Raw genomic sequence first — 19,029 nt, 5'->3', positions numbered from 1 at the left:
AGCTTCCAGAGCCAGGGGGGGGTGGGCCGGGGCAGGAGCGGCGCAAGAGCAGGGGTCCAGGGGGAGGTGGAGGGGGAGGGGAGGCGGACGGGCCTCGCCTTGCCCTGTGCACTCCAGGGCTCGCGGAGTTCCATGCGGCGTGCGGGTGGCGAGCGAGGCCCCACCAAGGCCCCACCCCCTCCTCTCGTCGGCTCCGCCATGGGGTCTCCGACCCTCTCGCCATGGCCCAGTCGCCGGACCTGCGCGAGCAGAGCATCGGACGGCCGGCATCCGCCGCACAGGGCAAGGCGGCCTCCGCCCGGGGTGTTGGTCCTCCACCGGGACATTCGGGACACGCACACCCGGCAATAACCCCCACCAAGTCCAGGCCGAAGAAACACCTCACACGTCATCCCACGGCGGTCGAGCACCCCAGTCAGCCGTTGGCCGCTGAGCCGGCCCGGCGTGCCGGCGAGACGCGGACGCGCCCCGTAACACCGGCCGACAACGCAGCCCACGTAAGGGCCGGCATGCCTCGGCCACCCATTCCTCCCGGCCGCTCGCTCGCTTCTCCAACGGGCTGGAGCGGACCTAGTCAAGGGTGGAGCGCAGCGGAATCGCCGCAGGCGACGCGACCGCAGGGAGCGCCCTTTACTCGGTCCGCGGAAGCCCGACACTGGCAAAGAAGCGAGTGGCCCCACGGTGACTTCACAACACACGCAAGCACCACCCCACCCAAATAATGCAAGCACGCTTGATTGTTTCTGGCGGCCCTGCCATGCTCCCCCCATGTCCGATCCGACGCACGTGTTCGAAGACCTGCGTGAGGAGAGCGAGGAACTCGACCGGCTGGTAGCCGAGTTGAGCCCGGAGGGCTGGGCGAGCGCGACTCCCGCCGCCCGCTGGACCGTCGCCCACCAGATCGCCCACCTGGCCTGGACCGACCACTCGGCGTTGCTCGCCGTGACGGACGAGGACGCGTTCGGTGCGCTGGTCGAGAAGGCGCTCTCCGCCCCCGAGTCGTTCGTGGACCAGGGCGCGGAGGAGGGTGCCGCCAAGCCTCCCGCTCAGCTTCTTGCCGACTGGCGGGCCGGGCGGACGGCCCTGTTGGCTGCCCTGTACGCCGCGCCCACAAAGACTCGCTTCCCCTGGTACGGCCCACCCATGTCGGCCGCCTCCATGGCCACCGGTCGCCTCATGGAGACCTGGGCCCATGGCCAGGACGTGGCGGACGCGGTGGGTGTGGTCAGGACACCTACGGACCGACTGCGGCATGTGGTGCGCATCGGTGTACGGGCGCGTGACTTCGCCTTCGGGGTGCATGGGCTCACCCCGCCGAGCGAGGAGTTCCGGGTCGAACTCGTCGCTCCCTCCGGTGAGTTGTGGACCTACGGCCCCGACACCGCCCCGCAGCGCGTCACCGGTCCCGCCCTCGACTTCTGCCTTCTCGTCACCCAGCGAGCCCACCGCACCGACCTCGCGGTGGAGGCCGTAGGGCCGGATGCGGATCGATGGCTCGACATCGCCCAGGCCTTCGCGGGACCACCCGGCACCGGGCGACAGCCGAAGTCGAAGGGGGCCGGCCAGTGAGCCCCCACCCCGCCCCCCTCCGCATAGGCAACGCCTCCGGCTTCTACGGCGACCGCTTCGACGCCCTGCGCGAGATGCTCACCGGCGGACAGCTCGACGTTCTCACCGGTGACTATCTCGCTGAACTCACCATGCTCATCCTGGGCCGGGACCGGCTGAAGGACCCGAGTGCCGGGTACGCCCGCACCTTCCTGAAGCAGTTGGAGGAGTGCCTCGGCCTCGCCCACGAGCGCGGGGTGCGGATCGTCACCAACGCCGGCGGCCTCAATCCGGCCGGACTCGCCGATGCCGTAAGGAAGTTGGCCGACCGGCTGGGGATATCCGTGCGGGTCGCGCATGTCGAGGGGGACGATCTCGTCGCCCGGTATCCGGGGTCGCTCGCCGCCCATGCCTATCTGGGTGGGTTCGGTATCGCCGCCTGTCTGGGCGCGGGGGCCGATGTCGTGGTCACCGGGCGGGTCACCGACGCGGCCCTGGTGACCGGTCCCGCTGTCGCCCACTTCGGGTGGGGGCCCGCAGACTACGACCGGCTCGCGGGTGCCGTGGTCGCCGGACATGTGCTGGAGTGCGGGACCCAGGCCACCGGCGGCAACTACGCCTTTTTCACCGACCAGCCGATCGACAAGCTCCGTCGCCCCGGCTTCCCGCTCGCCGAGATCCATGAGGACGGTTCGTCCGTCATCACCAAGCATCCTGGCACGGGGGGAGTCGTCGACGTCGGTACGGTCACCGCTCAGCTTCTCTACGAGACGCAGGGGGCGCGGTACGCCGGTCCCGATGTCACCGCCCGCCTCGACACCGTTCGGCTGGGCGAGGACGGGCCCGACCGGGTGCGGATCGACGGGGTGCGGGGGGAGGCCCCACCGCCGACGCTCAAGGTCGGTCTCAACCGGCTGGGGGGCTTCCGCAACGAGGTCACCTTCGTGCTCACCGGGCTGGACATCGAGCGCAAGGCGGCTCTGGTCCAGGATCAGATGGACCTCGCGTTCAGCAACGCCAAGTCCCGGCCCGGTGAACTTCGTTGGGATCTCGCCCGTACAGATCACGCCGACGCGCCGACCGAGGAGACCGCCAGTGCGCTGCTTCGGCTTGTCGTCCGGGATGCCGATCAGGAGGTCGTAGGGCGGGCGCTGAGTGCGGCTGCCGTCGAGCTCGCGTTGGCCAGTTACCCGGGCTTCCATGTGCTGACCCCACCTGGAAAGGGTGCGCCCTATGGCGTCTTCGATGATGTGTATGTCCCCCATGGCGCCGTCGACCATGTGGCCGTCCTCCACGACGGGCGCCGGGTTGCTGTGGCCCCGGCCCACGACACCCTCGTACTGGAAGACGTTCCACAGCCTGCCCTCCCCGAGCCTTCGCCGGACGGGCCCACGGCGCGGGCGGCCCTTGGTCTGGTCGCCGGGGCCCGTAGCGGTGACAAGGGAGGGAACGCCAACGTGGGGGTGTGGGCGCGTACGGATGAGGCGTGGCGCTGGCTCGCCCATGCGCTGACCGTCGAGAAGTTCCGCCAACTCCTGCCGGAGACCGAGGAGTTCACAGTCGTACGGCATGTACTGCCCAACCTTCGTGCCCTCAACTTCGTCGTCGAGGGCATCCTCGGCGAGGGTGTCGCCGCCCAGCACCGTTTCGATCCGCAGGCCAAGGCCCTGGGCGAGTGGCTGCGTTCCCGTCGACTGGACATTCCGGAGGCCCTGCTGTGACCGTCCTTCCGTCCGCCCTGGACATCAACGGTCCCGACTACCGGGCCAACCGCGAGGCCATGCTCGCCAAGCTCACCGAACTGGACGCCGAGCACGCGAAGGCGCTCGCGGGCGGTGGGCCGAAGTACGTCGAACGGCACCGTAAACGCGGCAAGTTGCTCGCCCGCGAGCGCATCGAGCTGCTGCTCGACCCCGACACGCCCTTCCTCGAACTGTCGCCGCTCGCCGCCTGGGGAAGCGACTACGCGGTCGGCGCCGCGCTCGTCACCGGTATCGGGGTGGTGGAAGGCGTGGAGTGTCTGATCACCGCCAACGATCCGACCGTACGAGGGGGCGCGAGCAATCCCTGGTCGCTGAAGAAGGCCCTGCGCGCGAACGACATCGCGCTCGCCAACCGGCTTCCCTGCATCAGTCTCGTGGAGTCGGGTGGTGCCGATCTGCCGTCCCAGAAGGAGATCTTCATCCCCGGCGGCGCCATCTTCCGTGACCTGACCCGCCTTTCGGCTGCCGGTATTCCCACGATCGCGGTCGTCTTCGGGAACTCGACCGCCGGCGGCGCCTACATCCCGGGCATGTCCGACCACGTGATCATGGTCAAGGAGCGCGCCAAGGTGTTCCTCGGCGGCCCGCCCCTCGTGAAGATGGCGACCGGCGAGGAGAGCGACGACGAGTCGCTCGGCGGCGCCGAGATGCACGCGCGCGTGTCGGGACTCGCCGACCACTTCGCCGTCGACGAGCAGGACGCGCTGCGGCAGGCCCGTCGCGTCGTCGCCCGCCTCAACCACCGCAAGGCGTACGGCGATCCGGGCCCGGCCGCACCTCCCAAGTACGACGAGGACGAGCTGCTGGGCATCGTCCCGGGGGATCTCAAGACCCCCTTCGACCCGCGCGAGGTCGTCGCCCGCCTCGTCGACGCCTCCGACTTCGACGAGTTCAAGCCCCTCTACGGCACCAGCCTGGTGACCGGCTGGGCCACCCTGCACGGCTATCCGATCGGCATCCTCGCCAACGCCCAAGGCGTCCTCTTCAGCCAGGAGTCCCAAAAGGCCGCCCAGTTCATCCAGTTGGCCAACCAGCGCGACATCCCGCTGCTCTTCCTGCACAACACCACCGGCTACATGGTCGGCAAGGAGTACGAGCAGGGCGGCATCATCAAACACGGCGCGATGATGATCAACGCCGTCAGCAACAGCCGCGTACCGCACCTGTCCGTCCTCATGGGCGCCTCGTACGGCGCAGGCCACTACGGCATGTGCGGCCGCGCCTACGACCCCCGCTTCCTCTTCGCCTGGCCCAGCGCCAAGTCCGCCGTCATGGGCCCCCAGCAGCTCGCCGGCGTCCTGTCGATCGTCGCCCGCCAGTCGGCCACCGCCAAGGGACAGCCGTACGACGAGGACGCCGACGCCGCCCTGCGCGCCATGGTGGAGCAGCAGATCGAGTCCGAGTCCCTGCCGATGTTCCTGTCGGGGCGGCTGTACGACGACGGTGTCATCGACCCGCGCGACACCCGCACCGTCCTCGGCCTGTGCCTGTCCGCCCTCCACACGGCGCCCTTCGAGGGCGCGCGCGGTGGCTTCGGCGTCTTCCGGATGTGAGGCACATGACCGACATGAGGGATCACGTGATTTCGACAGTACTGGTCGCCAACCGGGGCGAGATCGCCTGCCGGGTCTTCCGCACCTGCCGTGAGCTGGGCATCAGGACCGTCGCCGTGCACTCCGACGCCGACGAGCACGCGCTCCACGCACGCGTGGCCGACGCGACGGTACGGCTGCCCGGAGCGACGCCCCAAGAGACGTACCTGCGCGGCGAGTTGATCGTGAAGGCGGCCGTCGCGGCGGGCGCGGACGCGGTGCACCCCGGCTACGGCTTCCTCTCCGAGAACGCCGACTTCGCCCGCGCCGTCCTGGACGCGGGCCTGGTGTGGATCGGACCCCCGCCCGAGGCGATCGAGGCGATGGCGTCCAAGACCCGCGCCAAGGAGCTGATGGGCATCGCACCCCTCGGCACGGTCACCGAGGCCGACCTCCCCGTCCTGGTGAAGGCGGCGGCGGGCGGCGGCGGACGCGGCATGCGCGTCGTACGCCAACTCGCCGACCTCGACGCCGAGTTGACGGCCGCCCGAGCCGAGGCCACCAGCGCCTTCGGTGACGGCGAGGTCTTCGTCGAGCCCTACGTCGAGGGCGGCCGGCACGTCGAGGTACAGATCCTCGCCGACACCCACGGCACGGTCTGGTCCCTCGGCACCCGCGACTGCTCCCTCCAGCGCCGCCACCAGAAGGTGATCGAGGAGTCCCCGGCACCGGGCCTCACCGAAGAACTCACCCAGCAACTAGCCGAGTTGGCCGTACGCGCCGCCCGCGCGGTCGCCTACGAGGGCGCGGGGACGGTCGAGTTCCTCATCTCCCCCGACGGCAGGCCCCACTTCCTCGAAATGAACACCCGCCTCCAGGTCGAACACCCCGTCACAGAGGCCGTGTTCGGCATCGACCTGGTCGCCCTGCAACTGAGGATCGCGGAGGGCGAGCCCCTGGAACCCGCCCCTCCCCACCCCCACGGCCACGCCATCGAGGCCCGCCTCTACGCCGAGGACCCGGCGACCGACTGGACCCCCCAGACGGGCGCCCTGCACCGCATAGCGGTCCCGGAAGGCGTCCGCCTGGACACCGGCTACACCGACGGCGACGACATAGGCGTCCACTACGACCCGATGCTCGCCAAGGTCGTCGCCCACGCCCCCACCCGCGCCGAAGCCATCCGCAAACTCGCCGGAGCCCTCGACCGGGCGACGATCCACGGCCCCCTCACCAACCGCGACCTCCTCGTACGCTCCCTGCGCCACAAGGAGTTCACGACCGCCACGATGGACACCGGCTTCTACGACCGCCACCTCACCGAACTCACCGAGCCGACCCCGGAGCCGTACGCCCCCCTCGCGGCCGCCCTCGCCGACACCCACGGCCGCTCCCGCTTCGCCCCCGGCTGGCGCAACCTCCCGTCCCAGCCGCAGACCAAGCGCTACGCCATGGGTGACACCGAATACGAGGTCCAGTACAGGCACACCAGGGAGGGCCTGACCGCGGACGGGATCCGCGTCGTCCACGCGGACGCCACTCTCGTCGTACTCGAAGTGGACGGCGTACGAAGGAAGTTCGAGGTGGCTAGCTACGGCACCGACCAGGTGTACGTGAACGCGACGACCCTGACGGCCCTGCCTCGCTTCCCCGACCCGACCGCCCAACTGGCCCCGGGCTCGCTACTGGCACCGATGCCCGGGACGGTGGTGAGGGTCGCGGAGGACTTGGCCGTAGGAGCCGCTGTGAGCGCCGGACAGCCCCTGATCTGGCTGGAGGCGATGAAGATGGAGCACAAGATCACAGCTCCGGTCACAGGCAAGCTGACGGCCCTCCACGCCGTACTGGGCCAACAAGTCCAGCTCGCTTCTCTACTGGCGGTAGTAGATCCGACCTAGGGGCGCGGGGAACTGCGCGACCAGCCACAACGAGGGAGCCACATGTCCACCACCGAAACCGAAGAACACAAAGCCCTACGTGCAGCTGTATCCGCCCTGGGCAAACGCCACGGCCGCGACTACGACCGAGAGCAACTCTGGTCCGAGGCAGCCAAACTCGGCTACCTGGGCGTCAACCTCCCCGAGGAATACGGAGGCGGAGGTGGCGGCATAGCCGAACTCTCCATAGTTCTTGAGGAGTTGGGAGCAGCAGGCTGCCCCCTGCTGATGATGGTCGTGTCCCCGGCGATCTGCGGCACGGTGATCGCCCGCTTCGGCACGGAAGAACAGAAACAGACCTGGCTCCCCGCCCTCGCCGACGGCACCCGCACCATGGCCTTCGGCATCACAGAACCCGACGCCGGCTCCAACAGCCACCGCATCACCACCACCGCCCGCAGGGACGGCACGGACTGGCTGCTCACCGGCCGCAAGGTCTTCATCTCCGGCGTGGACCTGGCCGACGCGACCCTCATAGTCGGCCGTACCGAGGACTCCCGAACGGGCCGCCTCAAGCCCTGCCTGTTCATCGTCCCGCGCGACGCGGACGGCTTCACCCGCCGCCAGATAGACATGGAACTCCAGGCGGTGGAGAAGCAGTTCGAGCTGACCCTGGACGACGTACGACTGCCCGCCGACGCGCTCGTCGGGGACGAGGACGCGGGCCTGCTGCAGCTCTTCGCCGGCCTCAACCCCGAACGCATCATGACGGCCGCCTTCGCGATCGGCATGGGCCGCTACGCGCTCGCCCGCGCCGTCGAGTACGCGCGCGACCGCACCGTGTGGGACGCCCCGATCGGCGCCCACCAGGCGATCGCGCACCCGCTCGCACAGGCGCACATCGACCTCGAACTGGCCCGGCTGATGATGCAGAAGGCGGCGTATCTGTACGACGCGGGCGACGACGTCGGCGCGGGCGAGGCGGCGAACATGGCCAAGTACGCGGCGGGGGAGGCGTGCGTGCGGGCCGTGGACCAGTCGGTGCACACCCTCGGCGGGAACGGCCTCACGCGTGAGTTCGGGCTCGCGTCGCTGATAACTGCCGCGCGTGTGGCTCGTATTGCTCCGGTGAGCCGGGAGATGATTCTCAACTACGTCTCCCACCAGACCCTGGGCCTGCCCAAGTCGTACTAGCCGCTCGGCGGCCCATGCCCGTTCGTGCCAGGAGGAACCATGTTCCGCAGCGAGTACGCAGACGTCCCGGCCGTAGAACTTCCCATCCACGACGCGGTGTTGGGCGGGGCCGCGGAGTTCGCGGACGAGCCCGCGCTGATCGACGGCACGGACGGCACGACCCTCACGTACGCCCAGGTGGACCGGTTCCACCGCAGTATCGCGGCGGGGCTCGCGGAGGCGGGCGTGGCCAAGGGGGACGTTCTCGCGCTGCACAGCCCGAACACGGTTGCCTTCCCGCTGGCCTTCTACGCCGCCACGCGCGCGGGTGCCGCCGTCACGACGGTGCATCCGCTCGCCACGCCGGAGGAGTTCGCCAAGCAGCTGCGGGACTCGGCGGCCCGCTGGATCGTCACGGTGTCCCCGTTTCTGGAGGCGGCCCGCCGGGCGGCCGAACTCGCGGGCGGCGTCGAGGAGATCTTCGTCTGCGACAGCGCGCCCGGACACCGTTCGCTGGCCGACATGCTCGCCTCGACGGCCCCCGAGCCGGTGGTCGACATCGACCCCGTGGAGGACGTCGCGGCCCTCCCGTACTCCTCGGGCACGACCGGCGTCCCCAAAGGCGTGATGCTGACGCACAGTCAAATAGCCACGAACCTGGCCCAGTTGGAACCCGCGGTTCCGACCGGCCCCGGCGACCGCATCCTCGCCGTCCTGCCGTTCTTCCACATCTACGGCCTCACGGCCCTGATGAACGCACCCCTGCGCAAGGGTGCCGCGGTCGTCGTCCTCCCGCGCTTCGACCTCGAGACCTTCCTCGCGGCCATCCAGAACCACCGCATCACCGGCCTCTACGTCGCCCCGCCGATCGTCCTGGCCCTGGCCAAGCACCCGGCGGTCGCGCAGTACGACCTCTCGTCCCTGAAGTACATCATCAGCGCCGCCGCGCCCCTCGACGCGAACCTCGCCGCCGCCTGCTCGCAACGGCTCGGCCTGCCGCCCGTGGGCCAGGCGTACGGCATGACGGAACTGTCCCCGGGCACCCATGTGGTCCCCGTCCAGGACATGCCCACGGCACCCCCCGGCACGGTCGGCAAACTCATCGCCGGCACCGAGATGCGGATCGTCTCCCTCGACGACCCCGACAAGGACCTCGGCACCGGAGAGACCGGCGAACTCCTCATCCGCGGCCCCCAGGTGATGAAGGGCTACCTCGGCCGCCCCGACGACACCGCCGCGATGATCGACGAGGACGGCTGGCTGCACACCGGGGACGTCGGCCATGTGGACGACGGCGGCTGGACGTTCGTCGTCGACCGGGTCAAGGAACTCATCAAGTACAAGGGCTTCCAGGTGGCCCCCGCCGAACTGGAGGCCCTCCTGCTCACCCACCCCGGCATCGCCGACGCGGCCGTGGTCGGCGAGTACAACGACGACAACAACGAGGTCCCGCACGCGTACGTGGTCCGCCAGAGCGCGGCCGTAGACCTCCCGGAACCGACTGAAGGCGAGGTCATGATGTACGTAGCCGAACGCGTCGCCCCCTACAAACGGGTCCGCCGGGTCACCTTCATCGACGCCGTCCCGCGCGCCGCCTCCGGCAAGATCCTGCGCCGCGAACTCCGAGGCCGCTCATGACACTTGTCGGCCGGACCCGCGAACGCGGCATCGAGACCCTGAGCCTGGACTCACCGGACACCCGCAACGCCCTGTCGGCGCCCCTGGTGGCCGAGTTGACGGACGCCCTCACCGACTGCGCCAAGGACACGGACGTACGGGCGATCGTCCTGACCCACACGGGGAACACGTTCTGCGCGGGCGCGGACCTACGGAACCCACCGCCCCCGGACGCCCTGGTGGCCGTACTCCGCCAGATAGTGGAAATCCCCAAGCCGGTGATTGCGAGAGTGACGGGCCACGTCCGGGCGGGCGGTCTCGGCCTCCTCGCGGCCTGCGACATCGCGGCGGCGTCCGGCGAGGCCACCTTCGCGTTCACGGAGGTACGGATCGGGGTCGCCCCGGCGGTGATCTCCCTCCCGCTCCTGCCCCGCACGGACCCCCGCGCGCTGGCCCGCTACTACCTCACCGGCGAGCGCTTCGGCGCACCGGAAGCGGCCCGGATCGGCCTGCTGACGACAGCGGGAGCGGACGTCGACGACTCCCTCGCCCCCATCCTCGACGGCCTGCGCCGCTCCGCCCCCGAGGCCCTGGCCGAGACGAAACGGCTGCTCACGGCTAGGGTGCTGGAAACCTTCGACCGGGACGCGGCCGACCTGACCGCGCTCTCGGCACGGCTGTTCGCCTCCGCGCAGGCCCGCGAGGGAATGACGGCCTTCCTCGAACGACGGGATCCCGCATGGCTGGTGTGAGCGCGGCGCCCGCGCCGGGCACGGTCGACCGCAGACCCAAGCAGGACCGCAGCCGGGCCACCCGGCAGCGCCTCCTGGAAGCCGCCGTGTCCTGCCTCGCCGAACACGGCTGGGCGGGCTCCACGGTTGCCGTCGTGGCCGAACGCGCCGGCGTCTCCCGGGGCGCCGCCCAACACCACTTCCCCACCCGCGAGGACCTCTTCACGGCGGCCGTCGAGTACGTGGCCGAGGAACGCTCCACAGCCCTCCGGGCCCTGTTCCCGGAGGGCGCGGAAGACCGCCGAGTGGTGGTCGGGGCCCTGGTGGACCTCTACACGGGCCCCTTGTTCCGAGCGGCCCTGCATCTGTGGGTAGCGGCCTCGAACGAGGATCAACTCAGGCCCCGGGTAACGGAGTTGGAGGCAAAGGTGGGCCGAGAGACCCACAGAATCGCCGTAGACCTGCTGGCCGCGGACGAGTCGAGACCAGGCGTACGAGAAACGGTCCAGGGCCTCCTGGACATGGCGAGAGGCCTGGGCCTGGCGAACCTGCTCACGGACGACAGAGGACGCAGGGAGCGAGTGGTGGCTCAGTGGTCTGTCCTGTTGGACGACACCTTGGGCTGAGGCTTTTGTCTTTAGGGGCGCGGGGAACTGCGCGACCAGCCCCCACCGGACCCGCAGTCGCCCACGAACCGATCCACCCCTTTCAGTGGGCGATATCCCCAAACCCCTCGATCGACTCGGGCCCCCGAGACGCGGGCCCCACATACCGCGCAGACGGCCGCACCAACCGCCCCGTCCGCTTCTGCTCAAGAATGTGCGCCGACCACCCCGCGGTCCGCGCACACGTGAACATCGACGTGAACATGTGCGCCGGCACCTCCGCGAAGTCGAGCACGATCGCCGCCCAGAACTCGACGTTGGTCGCGAGCACCCGGTCGGGCCGCCGAGCGTGCAGCTCGGCGAGCGCGGCCTTCTCCAACGCCTCCGCGATCTCGAACCGGGGCGCCCCCAACTCCCGCGCCGTACGCCGCAGTACACGAGCCCGAGGATCCTCGGCCCGGTACACCCGGTGCCCGAACCCCATCAACCGCTCACCCTTGTCCAGCGCCTGCCGCACATACGCCTCGGCATCCCCGGTCCGCTCGATCTCCTCGATCATCCCGAGCACCCGGGACGGCGCACCACCGTGCAGCGGCCCCGACATGGCCCCCACGGCCCCCGACAGCGCGGCGGCGACATCGGCCCCGGTCGACGCGATGACCCGAGCGGTGAAGGTCGACGCGTTCATGCCGTGCTCGGCGGCGGACGTCCAGTACGCGTCCACCGCGGCGACATGCTTCGGATCGGGCTCGCCCCGCCACCGGATCATGAACCGCTCGACGACGGACTGCGCCTTGTCGATCTCGCGCTGCGGCACCATCGCGTTGCCCTGCCCGCGCGCGGACTGGGCGACGTAGGACAGGGCCATGACGGCCGCGCGGGCGAGGTCGTCGCGGGCCTGCTCCTCGTCGATGTCGAGAAGGGGCTTGAGGCCCCACACGGGCGCGAGCATGGCCAGCGCGGACTGTACGTCGACGCGGATGTCACCGGAGTGCACCGGGATCGGGAACGGCTCGGCGGGCGGCAGCCCGGGATTGAAGGCGCCGTCGACGAGCAGCCCCCAGACGTTGCCGAACGAGACATGACCGACCAGATCCTCGATGTCGACGCCCCGGTACCGCAGGGCGCCGCCTTCCTTGTCCGGTTCGGCGATCTCCGTCTCGAACGCGACGACTCCTTCGAGACCGGGTACGAAGTCGGACATCAGGCGGCTCCTCATGCTGTGGCTCCACGGTCGCGGGGGACTCGCGGGCCGAAGGTAGAGACATCAGCACCATAACGCCGGGTGCCACGGATAGGGAGGGCTGCGGCACTCAGTGCCACCCGAACTCGTGGCGGCACCGGCCGTACGGCAAGATGACCGCCGTGACCGACCGCGACCCCGCCGCCCGTGATCCCCGCCTCGACCCCGCCGCGATGCGCAAGCAGTACCGGGCGGTGGGCCTCGACGAGAAGGACCTGGCGCCCGGCCCCATGACACAGTTCGGCCGCTGGTTCGAGGAGGCGGCGCTCCAGGACCTCGTCTACGAGCCGAACGCCATGGTCGTCTCCACCGCCGACCCGGAGGGCCGCCCCAGCTCCCGCACGGTCCTCCTCAAGGACTACGACGACCAGGGCTTCGTCTTCTACACGAACTACAAGTCCCGCAAGGCCCGCGAACTCGCCGCCAACCCGTACGTCTCCCTGCTCTTCCCCTGGCACCCGATGGCCCGCCAGGTCCTGGTCACCGGCACCGCCCGCCGCACCGGCCGCGACGAGACCGCCGCGTACTTCCGCACCCGCCCGCACGGCTCCCAGCTCGGCGCGTGGGCCAGCGCCCAGTCCTCGGTGATCGCCTCCCGTACCGAACTGGAGTCGTCCTACGCCGAGTTGACCGCCCGCTACCCCGAAGGCGAACAGGTCCCCGTCCCACCCCACTGGGGCGGCTTCCGCATCGCCCCCCAGACGGTCGAGTTCTGGCAGGGCCGCGAGAACCGCCTCCACGACCGCCTCCGCTACACCGTCGAACAGGACGGCAGCTGGCGGGTGGAGCGGTTGAGCCCCTGATCCCCCCGAGGTCTCCTGGCCCCGGACCTGGGTTAGGGTCCCTGACTTCGGCCGAAGGAGCGAGGGAGAGGGACGACGTGCGGTTTCGGTTTCAGTCGGGCGGGCCGAGTGGGCTGGGCGCCCGCCGATGGATCCTCATCGGAGTGACCACGTTCGGATCGCTGTTCCTGACCGTCGGACTGATTCTCGCCGGGGTGTCGGTCTCGTTCCTGACGGGCGCGGACCGCGCCCCGGGCACCGTCGTCTCCCTGGACTGGCGGGCCGGCCACAGCACCGGCACCTCCCGCACCCACCGTACGAACAGCGGCCCCATGGCGTACCCGGTCGTCGAGTTCACCCCGGCACACGGCACACCGCGCACGTTCCGCAGCTCCACGGGCTCGAATCCACCGTCCTACGACACGGGCGACCGCGTCGAGGTCCTCTACCACGCGAACTCCCCGCAGGACGCACGCATCAACGGCTTCGTCTCCCTGTGGCTGCTGCCCCTGATCTTCGGCGGCATCGGCCTGGCAACGGTCGTGATCGCGACGATCGTCGCCCGCCTGACACGCAGACGACCCGCGAGCTCAGGTCCCTCCGCCTCGCGGCGGGGGAGCCGGCCGGACGTACCGGCGAGCTCGCGGGTCGGGTGACTGCGTTGGGTTAGGCCGGTTGCGCGCAACTCACACGCGCGGGCCCGGCGCCGAACCGAGTACGACGGCGGGCCACTAGCCCGCAGTCACCTCTTCCGTCCGGTATCCATACATCTGCCGAACCACCTCCTTTCCGAAGTACTCGCCACCCTAAGAACCCCCTGCCGACGGATCAACCGCTTTTCGCGGACGGCATAGGCCACGGCAGCACCGTCAGCTCCGGCCAGGACTCCCGCCAGCGGGACGTCTTCGTGTCGTAGACCTCCTGTGGTGCCTGGACCGGGTTCGGGCGTACGACGAGGTTGTAGATGTCGGAGAGGCCGTGCGGGGCGTAGACGTGCCAGGTGCCGTCCTCCCTGAGGCGTACGGCGAGGCAGCAGGTGGTCGATGCGAAGGAGTCGATCGCGGCTTCGACGGAGTCGTAGGGCGGGCACGGGGTGCCGAATTTCTGCTCGTACCAGAGGTGGACGCGGGCCTCGTTGCGGATCTCCACCTCGGCGGGGAGGCCGGCGAAGGCTTTGCGGCCTGCGCGGATCGCCTTGTCCTCCGCTTCCCAGGAGAGGTCCGTGGCGTCGTAGTAGAAGACGTCGTAGTCCTTGATGCCGTGGGTGGGGGGACGGCCGGTGACCGTGTTCCAGATCGTTTGGAAGAGGCAGCCCGCGGTCAGGTACCAGTCGGGGAGTCCGAGGGCCGCGGTGCGGTCGAGGACTTCCAGGAGGGTCCGGTTGCGGGACAGCGTCGTCCGCAGCGCGGTGAGCTGTTCGTCGAGGGGGAGGCGGGCGGGCATCGGTCGAGTGTGCCGGTGCCGGAAGCGGTGCCGTACAACGATTCCCTCAATCTTTGGGAACGCGGTGTGTGCTGCGTCACGTTCGAGTTGAATGATGGTGAGTGAGTGAACCGACGCTCCGTGTCCGCGGACGCAGCCTGCAGCAGGGGGTCCAGGTGAGTGCTTCCCGGCGTAGTGGGACCACCGACGAGTTGGGTCCCGACGAGCCCGAGCGGGACGGTGGTCCCGAGGGGCCCGGCGGGTCCGATCTGCTCGCCGCGTTGCTGGACGGGATGGACGCGGCACTGTGTGCCTTCGACGCCGACGGCGTGCTGACCCACTGGAACCGCGAGGCCGAGCGCATCCTCGGCTGGACCGCTGCCGAGGCCGTCGGACGGCACGGGCTGGCCGGGTGGGCCGTACGGAGTGCGGACGCCGAGGAGGTCGAGGGGCGGCTGATGTCCGCCATGCAGGCTCCCGGGCGGCAGGTCAATGAGTTCGCCCTCCTTACCAAGGACGGTGGGCGGGTGCTTGTGCGGACCCAGTCCGCCGCCGTGCGCGGGCCCGACGGGAAGCCCGCCGGGGTCTACTGCGCCTTCAGTGAGGTGCATGCGCAGATCGACCTCGAGCGGTCGATCGCCCTCAGTGAGGCCCTCTTCGAGGACGCCTCCTGGGGGGTCGTGCTCGTCGACGCCGATCTGCGGCCCGCCGTCGTCAACGCGCATGCCGCGCGGGCGCTCGGCACCGGGCGCACCTCCGTCCTGGGGCGGCCTCTTGGTGAGCTGCTGGCCCAGGGTGTCGAGGAGTTGGAGGCCGCGCTCACGCATGTGCTGGCCGAGGGCGCGCCGCCGGCGCCGGCCGAGATCTGGGTGAGCGTACGGACGCCCGAGGGGCATCTGCGGCGCTGCTGGCGGAGCGGGTTCCTGCGGCTGGCCTCGCCGCTCACCGAGGAACCGGTGCCGCTCGGCGTCGGGTGGCTGTTCCAGGACGTCACCGAGGCCAAGCAGATCGAGCAGGAGGCCTCGCTGCTGCGGTTCCGCGCCCAGCAGCTGCACCGCGCCGCGCGCGCCGCCGCCGAGTGCGAGGACCCGCGCGACGCGGCCACCGTCCACCTGGACTTCGCCCTCGCCGGCTTCGCCGACCACGCGCTCGTCGACCGGGTCGTGGGTGGATCGTTGAACGATTCCGATGGGGTCCAGGCCGTGGCCGTACGGCTCGTCCGGGTCGCCGCCACGCCCACGGGGGCGCCGGGGCCCAGCCTCCTCACCGGCGCGGCCGGGCTGCCCGTGCGCTACGGAGAGGGGCATCCCGCCCTGCAGTGCGTCGAACGCGTCGGCTCCGTGCGGGCCAGTATCGGCGCCGCCCCGCCCGAACAGGCCCGGGAGTGGGCCCGGGCCCGCCAGTGGCCCCAGGACGCCGTGCACGCGCTGTGCGCGGTGCTGCGCAGCCGGGGGCGGACGCTGGGCGTGGTGACGTTCCTGCGCGGGGCGGGCCGCAGCCAGTTCGAACGGTCCGACTCGATCTACGCCGAGGACGTGGCCGTACGGATCGCGGCGGCGCTGGATCTGGCGGCGGAGGCGGGCGAGAAGCGGTAGGGGTGCCTCAGTACTGGTAGAAGATCCGGTCCCGGTACTCCTCGAAGACCCGGCCGTTCCACTCGTGGCCGCCGTCGACGTTCCCGGAGCGCAGCAGCGGCGGCTCGATGCCGCGGTCGGCCAGGGTCGCCGCCGCCGTCGCCATGACGGCCTGGAGGAGGGCCGCGGTGACGACCGTGGAGGCGGGGGCGAAGGGGGCCGGGATGCCGTCGTGGGTGAGTTCCGCGTCGCCGATCGCGATCTTCGAGTCGAGTACGACGTCGCAGTGGTCCTTGAGGTATGTCCCCGAGGAGTGCCGTGACGTCGTCTCCGAGGCGTACGCCACCGAGGTGACGCCGATGACGCGGACGCCGAGGGCGCGGGCCTTCATGGCCATCTCCACGGGCAGGGCGTTGCGCCCGGACAGCGAGATGATCACCAGGGCGTCGCCGGAGCGCAGCGGTGACGTCTCCAGGACCACGCCCGCGAGGCCGTCGACGCGCTCCAGGGCGGAGCCCAGCGTGGCCGGCATGACGTCGACGCCGAGGACTCCGGGGACGACGAGCAGGTTCATCAGGGCGAGTCCGCCCGCGCGGTAGACGAGGTCCTGCGCGGCGAGCGAGGAGTGTCCGGCGCCGAAGGCGAAGAGGCGCCCGCCGTCGGCCACGGTGTCCGCGAGGAGCGTGCCGGCCGCCCCGACGGAGTCGGCCTCTTCGTCGCTGACCCGCTGGAGCAGGGTGATCGCGGCGTCGAAGAACTGGCCGGCCGGCGTACGGTCGCTCATGCGGGAGCCCCCTCGGTGAGTTTGTGTCGCGGATCACCGTGCGGTCTGGACCAAGTGGATGTCAATACGGCGTCGAGGGCGATCCGGTCGGCCGCGGAGCGGGCGGAGAGGGGCTGTGCGGACCGCCGTAACCGGCTGGTTTCAACGGCGCGGCACGGTTGTCAGTGCGATGCGTCAGAATTGAGTCCAGGGCCAGCGCACGCGCCGCGGAGCCGTCGAGCTTCGGGCAGAGGTAATCGAGGGGCACGTATGTCCGGACTGATCGACACCACGGAGATGTATCTCCGCACCATCCTCGAGCTGGAGGAGGAAGGTGTGGTCCCCATGCGCGCCCGCATCGCCGAGCGGCTCGACCAGAGCGGCCCGACGGTGAGCCAGACGGTGGCGCGCATGGAGCGCGACGGCCTGGTGGCCGTCGCCAGCGACCGCCATCTGGAGCTGACCGACGAGGGGCGCCGGCTGGCCACGCGCGTGATGCGCAAGCACCGGCTCGCCGAGTGTCTGCTCGTCGACGTCATCGGCCTGGAGTGGGAGCAGGTGCACGCCGAGGCCTGCCGCTGGGAGCACGTGATGAGCGAGGCCGTGGAGCGGCGGGTCCTGGAGCTGCTGCGCCACCCCACGGAGTCGCCGTACGGCAATCCGATCCCCGGTCTCGAGGAGCTGGGCGAGAAGGACGGGGCCGACCCGTTCCTCGACGAGGGCATGGTGTCGCTGGCCGAGCTGGACCCGGGCCTGGACGGCAAGACGGTCGTGGTGCGCCGGATCGGCGAGCCCATCCAGACGGACGCCCAGCTGATGTACACGCTGCGCCGCGCGGGTGTGCAGCCCGGCTCGGTGGTGAGCGTGACGGAGTCGGCGGGCGGGGTGCTGGTGGGCAGCGGCGGCGAGGCGGCCGAGCTGGACTCGGACATCGCCTCGCATGTGTTCGTCGCCAAGCGCTGACCACGCCCTTCGCCCGGCGGGGCCGTCAACTCGTGGGGCTGGAGCGGCAGTTGTGGCGTTCTGCCGGACGCGGAGATTCCAAGATTCAGTGCGCTGAATCGCAGCGCGGGGACGCTTCGCGTGCCAGGCTGTCGCGTGAGGCATATGACCGTGAGGGGGCGGGAGGATGTGCCGCAGACATGGGGATGGCCCCGGCGCCGTGCGGCGCCGGGGCCTGTCCTCCCCTGTGCTGACCCGGAGCCCCGAGCTCTCAAGGTCATCCCCTTCGGACCGTTTTCCCCGAGCGGTCCGCCTCCCGGTGAAGATCTCCCCTCGGCGGCGGCGATCATTCCTTGAGCCGGGTCACTCGAACGAGGGGTGTTGCGGCCGGAGACCGCATTTTCGAATCTGTATTCGATAACCTGTGGGTGATGAAACGCGCGGGGCGTGACCTGTAGGAAGAGACGAGCAAGAGAAGAGACAGCAGCAAGAACGAACGGCACAAGCGGCAGAGCGTGGCTAGGGGGGTGCCAGGACCAATGGCGCGGCGCATCGACGTGACCGGAGCAGGCGGCGTACGCCTGGCCGCATGGGAGTTCGCGGACCCTCCCAAGCTGGGGGAGATCGAGCGGGCACCCGGAGTTCTCTTACTGCACGGCCTGATGGGCCGCGCCTCGCACTGGGCGTCCACCGCCCGCTGGCTCTCCGAACGGCACCGCGCGGTCGCACTCGACCAGCGCGGCCACGGCCAGAGCGACAAGCCGCCGCAGGCGGCGTTCACCCGTGAGGCCTACGTCGAGGACGCGGAGGCCGCGTTGGAACAGCTGGGGCTCGCCCCCGTCGTCCTCATCGGCCACGCGATGGGCGCGCTGACCGCGTGGCAGCTCGCCGCGAAGCGCCCCGATCTGGTACGGGGCCTGATCATCTGCGACATGCGCGCGTCCGCGCTGGGCGCGGCCTCGCAGCGCGAGTGGTCCGACTGGTTCAAGTCCTGGCCCGTGCCCTTCGCCACGCTCGCCGATGTGCGGAAGTTCTTCGGCGAGGACGATCCGTGGGTGGAGCGGCCGAACCCGTCCCGGGGGGAGTTCTACGCCGAGGTCATGCACGAGTCTCCCGACGGGTGGCGGCCGGTGTTCGAGCCGGAGCAGATGCTGAAGTCGCGGGAGACGTGGGTGTACGACGCGCACTGGGAGGAGCTGGCCCAGGTTCAGTGTCCTGCGCTGGTGGTGCGGGGGCTGGACGGGGAGTTGGGGCGGGCGGAGGCGCAGGAGATGGTGCGGGTCCTTCCCAGGGGGGAGTACGCGGAGGTGGGTGACGCGGGGCACCTTGTTTTCTACGACCAGCCTGAGGCTTGGCGGGCGGCCATTGAGCCGTTTCTTGATGGGGTGCTGGTGTGAGATCGCCTACGAGCTCGGGGGGTCGGGTCCGTGGGCGGGTGCGGGTGCGTTGTGGCTGGT

General features: G+C 70.4%; 16 protein-coding genes. 13 read left to right on the top strand and 3 right to left on the bottom strand.

The window, feature by feature from the left end:
* The first annotated feature begins 768 nt into the window (after positions 1 to 768).
* From SSP08S_RS52525 to SSP08S_RS52490, 8 genes are read left to right on the top strand one after another with little or no spacing between them, the layout of a single operon-like run.
* Entirely contained in the window at positions 769 to 1,569 is an 801-nt protein-coding gene (locus tag SSP08S_RS52525; RefSeq protein WP_019075680.1) for a TIGR03084 family metal-binding protein, read from the top strand.
* Positions 1,566 to 3,269, top strand: a complete 1,704-nt coding sequence (locus tag SSP08S_RS52520) for an acyclic terpene utilization AtuA family protein (RefSeq protein WP_019075679.1) — start codon at positions 1,566 to 1,568, stop codon at positions 3,267 to 3,269. The genes SSP08S_RS52525 and SSP08S_RS52520 overlap by 4 nt, the downstream gene beginning before the upstream one ends.
* Positions 3,266 to 4,864 carry an acyl-CoA carboxylase subunit beta gene (locus SSP08S_RS52515; protein ID WP_019075678.1) on the top strand — a complete coding sequence of 533 codons (1,599 nt, stop codon included), beginning with the start codon at positions 3,266 to 3,268 and terminating at the stop codon, positions 4,862 to 4,864. The genes SSP08S_RS52520 and SSP08S_RS52515 overlap by 4 nt, the downstream gene beginning before the upstream one ends.
* A 26-nt stretch (positions 4,865 to 4,890) precedes the next feature.
* Positions 4,891 to 6,741: an acetyl/propionyl/methylcrotonyl-CoA carboxylase subunit alpha gene (locus SSP08S_RS52510; RefSeq protein WP_026179582.1), complete on the top strand. Its 1,851-nt coding sequence runs from the start codon at positions 4,891 to 4,893 to the stop codon at positions 6,739 to 6,741.
* A gap of 42 nt (positions 6,742 to 6,783) precedes the next feature.
* Complete coding sequence (locus SSP08S_RS52505; protein ID WP_026179581.1) at positions 6,784 to 7,914, top strand: acyl-CoA dehydrogenase family protein; 1,131 nt, start codon at positions 6,784 to 6,786, stop codon at positions 7,912 to 7,914.
* A 39-nt stretch (positions 7,915 to 7,953) separates the two neighbouring features.
* Positions 7,954 to 9,531: a 4-coumarate--CoA ligase family protein gene (locus tag SSP08S_RS52500; RefSeq protein WP_019075675.1), complete on the top strand. Its 1,578-nt coding sequence runs from the start codon at positions 7,954 to 7,956 to the stop codon at positions 9,529 to 9,531.
* Complete coding sequence (locus SSP08S_RS52495) at positions 9,528 to 10,262, top strand: enoyl-CoA hydratase family protein (protein WP_019075674.1); 735 nt, start codon at positions 9,528 to 9,530, stop codon at positions 10,260 to 10,262. Before SSP08S_RS52500 ends, SSP08S_RS52495 begins: the two co-directional genes overlap by 4 nt.
* Positions 10,250 to 10,867 carry a TetR/AcrR family transcriptional regulator gene (locus SSP08S_RS52490; protein ID WP_019075673.1) on the top strand — a complete coding sequence of 206 codons (618 nt, stop codon included), beginning with the start codon at positions 10,250 to 10,252 and terminating at the stop codon, positions 10,865 to 10,867. Before SSP08S_RS52495 ends, SSP08S_RS52490 begins: the two co-directional genes overlap by 13 nt.
* A gap of 82 nt (positions 10,868 to 10,949) precedes the next feature.
* Here the strand turns inward: SSP08S_RS52490 and SSP08S_RS52485 are convergent, their stop codons facing one another.
* Positions 10,950 to 12,050 carry a citrate synthase 2 gene (locus tag SSP08S_RS52485; RefSeq protein ID WP_019075672.1) on the bottom strand — a complete coding sequence of 367 codons (1,101 nt, stop codon included), beginning with the start codon at positions 12,048 to 12,050 and terminating at the stop codon, positions 10,950 to 10,952.
* A gap of 161 nt (positions 12,051 to 12,211) precedes the next feature.
* Between SSP08S_RS52485 and pdxH the strand changes: the two genes are divergently transcribed.
* Both pdxH and SSP08S_RS52475 read left to right on the top strand, forming a co-directional pair.
* Positions 12,212 to 12,892, top strand: coding sequence for a pyridoxamine 5'-phosphate oxidase (pdxH, locus tag SSP08S_RS52480; RefSeq protein WP_026179580.1), 681 nt, complete (start codon positions 12,212 to 12,214; stop codon positions 12,890 to 12,892).
* 143 nt (positions 12,893 to 13,035) lie between these two features.
* Positions 13,036 to 13,527 carry a DUF3592 domain-containing protein gene (locus tag SSP08S_RS52475; RefSeq protein WP_019075670.1) on the top strand — a complete coding sequence of 164 codons (492 nt, stop codon included), beginning with the start codon at positions 13,036 to 13,038 and terminating at the stop codon, positions 13,525 to 13,527.
* A gap of 172 nt (positions 13,528 to 13,699) precedes the next feature.
* Here SSP08S_RS52475 and SSP08S_RS52470 read toward each other — a convergent pair whose 3' ends face one another.
* On the bottom strand, positions 13,700 to 14,314 hold the full coding sequence (locus tag SSP08S_RS52470; RefSeq protein WP_019075669.1) for a nucleotidyltransferase family protein: 615 nt from the start codon (positions 14,312 to 14,314) through the stop codon (positions 13,700 to 13,702).
* 155 nt (positions 14,315 to 14,469) lie between these two features.
* Here SSP08S_RS52470 and SSP08S_RS52465 point away from each other — a divergent pair, with 155 nt between their 5' ends.
* Positions 14,470 to 15,888 (top strand): PAS domain-containing protein, encoded by a 1,419-nt coding sequence (locus tag SSP08S_RS52465; RefSeq protein ID WP_043260450.1) that lies wholly within the window; start codon positions 14,470 to 14,472, stop codon positions 15,886 to 15,888.
* A 7-nt stretch (positions 15,889 to 15,895) separates the two neighbouring features.
* Here the strand turns inward: SSP08S_RS52465 and SSP08S_RS52460 are convergent, their stop codons facing one another.
* Positions 15,896 to 16,651, bottom strand: coding sequence for an SIS domain-containing protein (locus tag SSP08S_RS52460; RefSeq protein ID WP_019075667.1), 756 nt, complete (start codon positions 16,649 to 16,651; stop codon positions 15,896 to 15,898).
* Between the two features lie 249 nt (positions 16,652 to 16,900).
* Here SSP08S_RS52460 and SSP08S_RS52455 point away from each other — a divergent pair, with 249 nt between their 5' ends.
* Both SSP08S_RS52455 and SSP08S_RS52450 read left to right on the top strand, forming a co-directional pair.
* Entirely contained in the window at positions 16,901 to 17,593 is a 693-nt protein-coding gene (locus SSP08S_RS52455) for an iron-dependent transcriptional repressor DtxR (protein ID WP_019075666.1), read from the top strand.
* 518 nt (positions 17,594 to 18,111) lie between these two features.
* Complete coding sequence (locus SSP08S_RS52450) at positions 18,112 to 18,969, top strand: alpha/beta fold hydrolase (RefSeq protein ID WP_019075665.1); 858 nt, start codon at positions 18,112 to 18,114, stop codon at positions 18,967 to 18,969.
* The last annotated feature ends 60 nt before the right edge of the window (positions 18,970 to 19,029 follow it).

The sequence above is a fragment of the Streptomyces hokutonensis genome (assembly GCF_000376565.1).
Taxonomy (GTDB): domain Bacteria; phylum Actinomycetota; class Actinomycetes; order Streptomycetales; family Streptomycetaceae; genus Streptomyces; species Streptomyces hokutonensis.
Note: the sequence above shows the minus strand (reverse complement) of the source record. Positions and strands in the feature narration are given on the sequence as shown.